Origin of the sequence: Massilia sp. CT11-108 (assembly GCF_047302915.1) — a bacterium.
Classification (GTDB): domain Bacteria; phylum Pseudomonadota; class Gammaproteobacteria; order Burkholderiales; family Burkholderiaceae_D; genus Telluria; species Telluria orientalis.
Genome location: NZ_JBKYMO010000023.1, coordinates 20,643 through 27,525, shown reverse-complemented (window position 1 = coordinate 27,525; position 6,883 = coordinate 20,643). Strand labels below are relative to the sequence as shown.

6 protein-coding genes are annotated in these 6,883 nt (G+C 62.8%); 3 read left to right on the top strand and 3 right to left on the bottom strand.

Features of this window, described 5'->3' with window-relative positions:
* Positions 1-241 (bottom strand): glutathione S-transferase N-terminal domain-containing protein (locus ACEN88_RS04460; protein WP_413337588.1); only part of this gene is annotated, 241 nt, incomplete at its 3' end.
* An 85-nt stretch (positions 242-326) separates the two neighbouring features.
* Here ACEN88_RS04460 and ACEN88_RS04455 point away from each other — a divergent pair.
* Positions 327-1,151 carry an AraC family transcriptional regulator gene (locus ACEN88_RS04455; protein WP_413337587.1) on the top strand — a complete coding sequence of 275 codons (825 nt, stop codon included), beginning with the start codon at positions 327-329 and terminating at the stop codon, positions 1,149-1,151.
* A gap of 185 nt (positions 1,152-1,336) precedes the next feature.
* Positions 1,337-3,403 carry an acyltransferase family protein gene (locus ACEN88_RS04450; RefSeq protein WP_413337586.1) on the top strand — a complete coding sequence of 689 codons (2,067 nt, stop codon included), beginning with the start codon at positions 1,337-1,339 and terminating at the stop codon, positions 3,401-3,403.
* On the opposite strand, the gene ACEN88_RS04445 is transcribed toward ACEN88_RS04450, so the two are convergent.
* Together ACEN88_RS04445 and ACEN88_RS04440 are read right to left on the bottom strand one after the other, a co-directional pair.
* Positions 3,357-4,703: a hemolysin family protein gene (locus ACEN88_RS04445; protein WP_413337585.1), complete on the bottom strand. Its 1,347-nt coding sequence runs from the start codon at positions 4,701-4,703 to the stop codon at positions 3,357-3,359. The genes ACEN88_RS04450 and ACEN88_RS04445 overlap by 47 nt on opposite strands.
* A gap of 48 nt (positions 4,704-4,751) precedes the next feature.
* Positions 4,752-5,666 (bottom strand): LysR family transcriptional regulator, encoded by a 915-nt coding sequence (locus tag ACEN88_RS04440; protein WP_413337584.1) that lies wholly within the window; start codon positions 5,664-5,666, stop codon positions 4,752-4,754.
* 122 nt (positions 5,667-5,788) lie between these two features.
* Here ACEN88_RS04440 and ACEN88_RS04435 point away from each other — a divergent pair, with 122 nt between their 5' ends.
* Positions 5,789-6,859: a DUF475 domain-containing protein gene (locus ACEN88_RS04435; protein WP_413337583.1), complete on the top strand. Its 1,071-nt coding sequence runs from the start codon at positions 5,789-5,791 to the stop codon at positions 6,857-6,859.
* The last annotated feature ends 24 nt before the right edge of the window (positions 6,860-6,883 follow it).

Genomic DNA, 6,883 nt, shown 5'->3' with positions numbered 1-6,883 from the left:
CCGCTTGCGGGAACAGGTCGGCCAGGTAGATGAAGACGGCCGGCTGCTCCGTGACGAGGGCATCGCCGTGGCGGATGGCGGGAACCTTGCCCATCGGGTTGATGGCCAGGTACGCCGGCGCGCGCTGCTCGTTCTTTTTGAGGTTCAGCACGTGCAGGTGGTAGGACGCGCCGAGTTCTTCGAGCAGGATGCGGGCCGCGCCGGAGCGCGAATTCGGAGCGTGGAACAGGGTCAGGTTCATCGGGTCCTCGTGATGGCGGTGAGCGGACAGAGTAGGCTTGCCCGCCGCTGCCGTCTTGGAAAAACGCGAATGCTAGAATGCCCCGATGAGCCATCTTCCCACTGTCACCGACCGCGCCAAGGGCGTCGTCGCGCCGGCGCTCGCCGGCAAGATGTTCCGGCTCGGCCGCTACCTGCCGCCGCCGGATCTGGCGCCGTTCCTCGATCATTACTGGATCGTCGAGTGGGACTTGCAGGGCCGCCTGCCGCACACGCAGCGCACCTTGCCGTATCCGTGCGTGCACATCGTGTTCGACCGCGCCCGCACGGGCATCTGGGGCCTGACGACGGGCTCGTTCGATTACGAATTGAAGGACGCGGGGAAGGTCTGCGGGCTGCGTTTCCGGGCGGGCGCTTTTCGCGCGTTTCTCGGCCGGCCGCTGCACACGATCACGGACAAGGTGCTGGTGCTCGGCGACGTGTTCCCGTGGGACGAGGGGGCCGCGCAGAGTGCGGTTTTGAATACGACGGACGATGCCGCGATGATCGAGGCGGCGGGGGCGCTGCTGCGCTCCGTACTGCCGGCACCCGATCCGCAGGTCGACCGGATCGCCGCGATCCTGCGCGCGGTGGAATCGACGCCCGGATTGACGCAGGTGGAGGAGCTGGCAGCCGCCGCGCAGATGGGCGTGCGCAGCCTGCAGCAGCTGTTCAGCGAGTACGTGGGCGTGAGCCCGAAATGGGTGATCCGGCGGTTTCGGTTGCACGAGGCGGCGGATCGCCTGGCGCAAGGCGCGGACGTCGACCTGGCCGCGCTGGCGCAGGGGCTCGGGTATTTCGACCAGGCGCACTTCACGTCGGATTTCCGGCGGCTCGTGGGCAAGTCGCCGGGGCGGTATCGCGAGGAAGCGCGGCAGGCACTCGGCGCGTGACCTGTTCAAGACGCATGGAGCAGTGTCCAGACTGCATCCGCGTACCGCCAATGCGTAGCTAATACAAAAAAGACGACACTCGGCGTCGATTGATGCACGTCGTGAATATCAGTGACTTTTCCGGCTAGGCTAACTGCTTTGCTGGATGGTTTGCATTGTTAATTGTCGCTCGCGCGGCCGCAAACATGTCACTCCCTCACCTTTCGCATCCCAAGTACCGGCGCGACATCGACGGTTTGCGCGCCGTCGCGGTCCTGTCGGTGGTCGCCTTCCACGCCTTCCCGGAATGGATCAAAGGCGGATTCATCGGCGTCGACGTGTTTTTCGTGATATCGGGTTATTTGATCTCGACGATTGTCTATGAAAACCTCGACCGCGGGACATTCAGTTTCACCGAGTTTTATCTCCGTCGCGTCAAGCGCATTTTCCCGGCGCTGCTGCTCGTCCTGGTGTCCTGTTACGCGTTCGGCTGGTTTTCCCTGCTGGACGACGAATACATGCAACTCGGCAAGCATATCGCCGGCGGCGCCGGCTTCGTTTCCAACCTCGTGCTATGGAGCGAATCCGGTTATTTCGATAACGCGGCCGACACCAAGCTGCTACTGCACCTGTGGAGCCTGGGTGTCGAGGAGCAGTTCTACATCTTCTGGCCACTGTTGCTGTGGTTCGCCTACCGCGTACGCCTTAACCTGCCCGGTATCGGCATACTGGTTGCCCTCGTGTCCTTCGGCTTGAATCTGCACCAGGTCAAGGTAGACGCCATTGCGGATTTCTATTCGCCGCAAACGCGTTTCTGGGAGCTGATGCTGGGAAGTATTCTCGCCTGGGTGACGCTGTACAAGCCCAACTTCACGGCCGCGAACGCGCCTCGGCCGGAACGATGGTCCAGCACCATGTCCGTGGTTGCGGCCCTGCTGCTGGCATTCGGTTTCTGGCACATCGACAAACGCCTCGGCTTTCCAGGCAAATGGGCGCTCGTCCCCGTACTGAGCGCGGTGCTGCTGATCTTCGCGGGTCCTGGCGCCTGGGTCAATCGCGTGATCCTGTCGAACCGGATCGCGGTATGGATCGGGCTGATCAGTTTCCCGCTGTACCTTTGGCATTGGCCGTTGCTGACGTATGCCCGCATTATCCACAGCAAAGTCCCGGCTGCTCCGGTGCGCGGCGCGATCGTGCTGGCGTCCATCGTCCTTGCCTGGCTGACTTACCGGCTGGTCGAAAGGCCCGTACGGCTGGGCCGCCGCGCCGGGTTCAAGGTGGCAGCGCTGGTGGCCCTGATGCCGGTCGTCGGCGTGGTGGGCTACGACACGTTTGTCAGGTACGGGCTCGCTTTCCGCGAGGTCGTGAAGATCAATACTTCGATCGCTACGGGCAACGACGGCGGTCCGGGCGTGGAACTCGTGCATGATTGTGGAATGAGCGAGACCGACAAAGCCTTGTTCTTCGGCTGCTTCAAGGATCCGCGCGGCCCCGTCAAGTACGCGTTGCTGGGCGACAGCAAGGCAGGCGCGCTGTGGCCCGGCGTCGTACGTACCTCGAGCGCCGCCGGGCGCTGGCTCTTGATCGGCGATAACGGACCCGGCGGCGGTTCCGTGCCGATCTTGTCCGACAACCGTATCTTCAGTCCCTACCGGACTGTTGCAGCGTCCATGGTGAACGCGGCGGCGGCGAATCCGGACATCCAGGTAGTCGTCATTGCGACATCCGCGCGCGCAATGTTTTCGCTGGAGCACGACTACACCATCGAAGACCTGCCTACGAATAACAATGGCGATGCGGTCGCGGCAGGCTTGCGTAACACCGTAGAAAAGATCGTTCGCGCCCGCAAGAAAGTCGTGCTCGTCGTCGACAACCCGACATTGGCCCATCCGGAGGATTGCCTTGGCCGCATCGCGTCGATTCCTGTCGTGAACAAGCTGTTTGTCGCAGAAAATGAGAACTGCAGGATTTCGCTGGATCGGCAACTGCAGTTGTCGCAGAAATACCGTTCCGTCCTGGAGGATGTGCGCGCAGTATTTACCGACGACGTGGCGCTGTTCGAGACGGCGAAATATCTGTGCGACGACGTGACCGGTTATTGCGGCATGCGCAAGGACGGCCGTTTCCTGTACGGCCATACGGACCACATATCGGACTATGCCGCCGGGCTGATCGGCAAAGATCTCAACGCATTCCTCGACGCGAACAGATCAGGAACTGCTTCTCTCAGTCCAGATCATCGTCATCCGCCCCCCGCTCCAGCTGCGGAATGACTTTGACGAGCAGGATGCGCGGCCCATTGGTCTTCTTGACCACGACATCGAACTTCGGAAACTCGATGCGCTGCCCCTGCTTGGGAATATCCCCCAGCTTGGCCATCAACAGCCCGCCGACGGATTCGACTTCATCGAGCCCCATCTCTTCGTTGTTGATGTCGATGCCGAGCACGCGTTCGAGCGAGACGATCGGCAGGCTCGCCTTGCCGATGTAGGTGCCGTCGCCCTGCGGCAGCCAGTCGTTTTCGTTGAGGCGGAACTCGTCGCGGATCTCGCCGACGATGGCGCCCAGCAGGTTGTCCAGCGTGATGAAGCCGACCGGACGCTTGCCTTTCTCTCCGATCAGCGCGAAGTGCGGGGCGCCGCTGCGGAACCGGCGGAACAGCTCGATGGCCGGCGTGCGCGCCGAGATCAGGTCGACGGGACGCAGGTAATCCGTCAGGTCATCGACGTCCTTACCGGACTGCTCGGCGAAAAACAGGTCCTTCAGGTGGATCACGCCCAGCACTTCCTCGCCGTCCTCGTCGAAATACGGGTAGCGCGAAAAGCGGTTGCGGCGCATCGTGTCGAGGTTCTGCTCGAGCGAGCGGCTCGCGTACAGCGCGCTCACCTCGTTAATGGGGCGCATGAGGTCAGCCACCGTGTGCTGGGCGAACTCCAGCGACTGCGCGAGGATGTGGCGCTCGTCGTGCGTGAAGCGTTCGGCCGGCGTGCCCGTGTTGGTGCGCAGGATCAGTTTGAGTTCGTCGTTCGAGTAATGCGTTTCGTGGCCGCCCACGCCCGAGAGGCCCGCGACGCGCAGCACGAGGTTGGCGCTTTCGTTCAGCAGCCAGATGGCCGGATACATCGACCAGTAGAAGCCGTACAGCGGCACGGCGCTCCACAGGCCCACGGCTTCCGGCACGCGGATCGCCAGCGACTTCGGCGCCAGCTCGCCCACGACGATGTGCAGGAACGAGATCACGCTGAACGCCACGACGAACGACACGCCGTGGATGATCTGCGGGCTCGTGACGCCGACCAGCGAGAACACCGGTTCCAGCAGGTTCGCGAACGCGGGTTCGCCGACCCAGCCCAGGCCCAGCGACGCGAGCGTGATGCCCAGCTGGCACGCCGATAGATAAGCGTCGAGCTGGCTGTGGACCTTGTAGAGGATGCGTCCGCGCAGGCCGCCCGTTTTGGCGATGGCGCGCACGCGGGTCTTGCGCAGCGTGACGATGCCGAATTCGGCCGCCACGAAGAAGCCGTTCAGCGCCACCAGCAGCAGCGAGAGAACGACGAGCAATACGTTTTGCATAGAAGGTAAGTTTACTCGAAAGGCAAAAGCCGAGCTGCATTGTAACGGTCAGGCCGCCGGGAGCGTCGCTTTTTGCGATCCCGCCAGGATGGCCTCGACCGCCGGATGCATGATCTTGCGGTCGCTCGAGATCATGTAGAACTGTTCGCGCACCGTCGGAACAAGCCCGACCCGCACGGCGCCGAACTGTTCGGCGACGTCGTCCGCCAGCGCGGCCGGCGCGAAGAACAGGCCCAGGCCGCGCCGGCCGAACGTGTTGAGCAGCGCGTTGTCCTCGAACTCCCCGACCACGTCCGGCCGCACGTGGTGCTGTACGAACCACTCGTCGATCTTGCCCCGCAGGGCATTATTACGTGCCGGCAGCAGGAACGGCGCGCCGTTCAGATTCTTCGGGAACTCGTCGTCCGCGCCGCCGTAGCGCTGCGCGAGCGCGGGCGTGCCCACGACCACCATCTCGCTGTCGAACAGCTGGTGGCTGAACACTTTCAGGGTCGCGCCGGCGCGCACTTCGCGGTCGGTCAGCACGACGTCCAGCTTGTGCAGCGCGAGGTCGGCCAGCAGCGCCTCGAACTGGTCTTCGTAGCAGACGATGCGCACGGGGCGGTCCATGCGCGTGACGGCTTCCAGCATGCGGTAGGCCGACAGCTTCGGCAGCGAGTCCGAGATGCCCACCGTGAGGCGCGTGCGGCCGCTGTCGAACTCGTTCAGCGCCTCCTGCATCTGCTCGCCCAGCAGGAAGATCTGGTCGGCATAGCCCAGCGCCAGCCGGCCCGCTTCCGTCAGCACGAGGCGCCGGCCCTGCTGCTTGAACAGCGTCTTGCCCAACGATTGCTCGAGCAGCGTCAATTGCGAACTGACCGTCTGCACGGCGAGGCCCAGCCGTTCGGCGGCACGCGTGATGCCCCCTTCGTTGGCCACGACCCAGAAGTAGTACAGGTGGCGGAAATTGATGTCGGATTTCATTATCACGTGAATAACGCAGGTTTTTTCGAAGTGATTCTCTTGTTATCTTCGCTTTTTCGATTGGATCATCGCCTCTACACTGCGCCTTGTCAACAACTCATATCCCAAGAAGGGACATAAGAATGAAGCATTTTAGGGTGTCATTCATCGTCACGGCGCTGTGCCTGCTGGGCTCGGCATGGTGGGGCTACGAGCATGCCGGCGTGGCCGGCGCGCTGACGGCGATGGGTATCGCCGCGATTCTCGCGGTCATGGAAGTCTCGCTGTCGTTCGACAACGCGGTGGTCAACGCCTCCGTGCTGAAGACCTGGGACGAGTTCTGGAAAAAGCTGTTCCTGGGCGTCGGCATCATCATCGCCGTGTTCGGTATGCGCCTGCTGTTCCCGCTCGTGATCGTCGCGGTGGCGGCCGACCTGGGCCTGATGGACGTGTGGAACATGGCCTTGCAGGATCCGAAGCAGTACTCGATGCACCTGACGAACCACCACGCGGAAGTGGCGGCATTCGGCGGCATGTTCCTGCTGCTGGTCTTCCTGAACTTCCTGTTCGATGAAGAGAAGGAACACCACTGGCTTGGCCACTTCGAAGCCAAGCTCGGCTCGCTCGGCAAGGTGTCGTCGATCGCCGTGATGATCTCGATCGGCGCGCTGATGGCCAGCCTGTCGCTGGTGCCGGAAGCCCAGAAGATGGTCGTGCTGATCTCGGGCCTGTGGGGCATCCTGATCTACGTCGGCGTGGACGTGCTGTCGAACCTGCTCGAGAAGTCGGAAGAGGGTGGCGGCGACGTCGGCGAGATGGTCAAGCGCGGCGGTATCGGCGGCTTCCTGTACCTGGAAGTGCTGGATGCATCGTTCAGCTTCGACGGCGTGATCGGCGCGTTCGCCATCACCAACGACGTCGTGATCATCATGCTGGGCCTGGCGATCGGTGCGATGTTCGTGCGTTCGCTGACGGTGTACCTGGTGGAAAAGGGCACGCTCGACCAGTTTGTGTACCTGGAGCACGGCGCTCACTACGCGATCGGCATCCTGGCCTTGATCATGCTGGCGAGTATGAAGTTCCACGTGCCGGAACTGGTCACGGGCCTGGCGGGTGTCGCCTTCATCGGTGCCTCGGTGTGGTCGTCGATCCGGTATCGCAAGAAGCAGGAAGCGTTGGGTGTGGGCGGCAAAGCGCTGGCCCACGCCGAATGAAACGTGAACAAGGCAGTACCTATC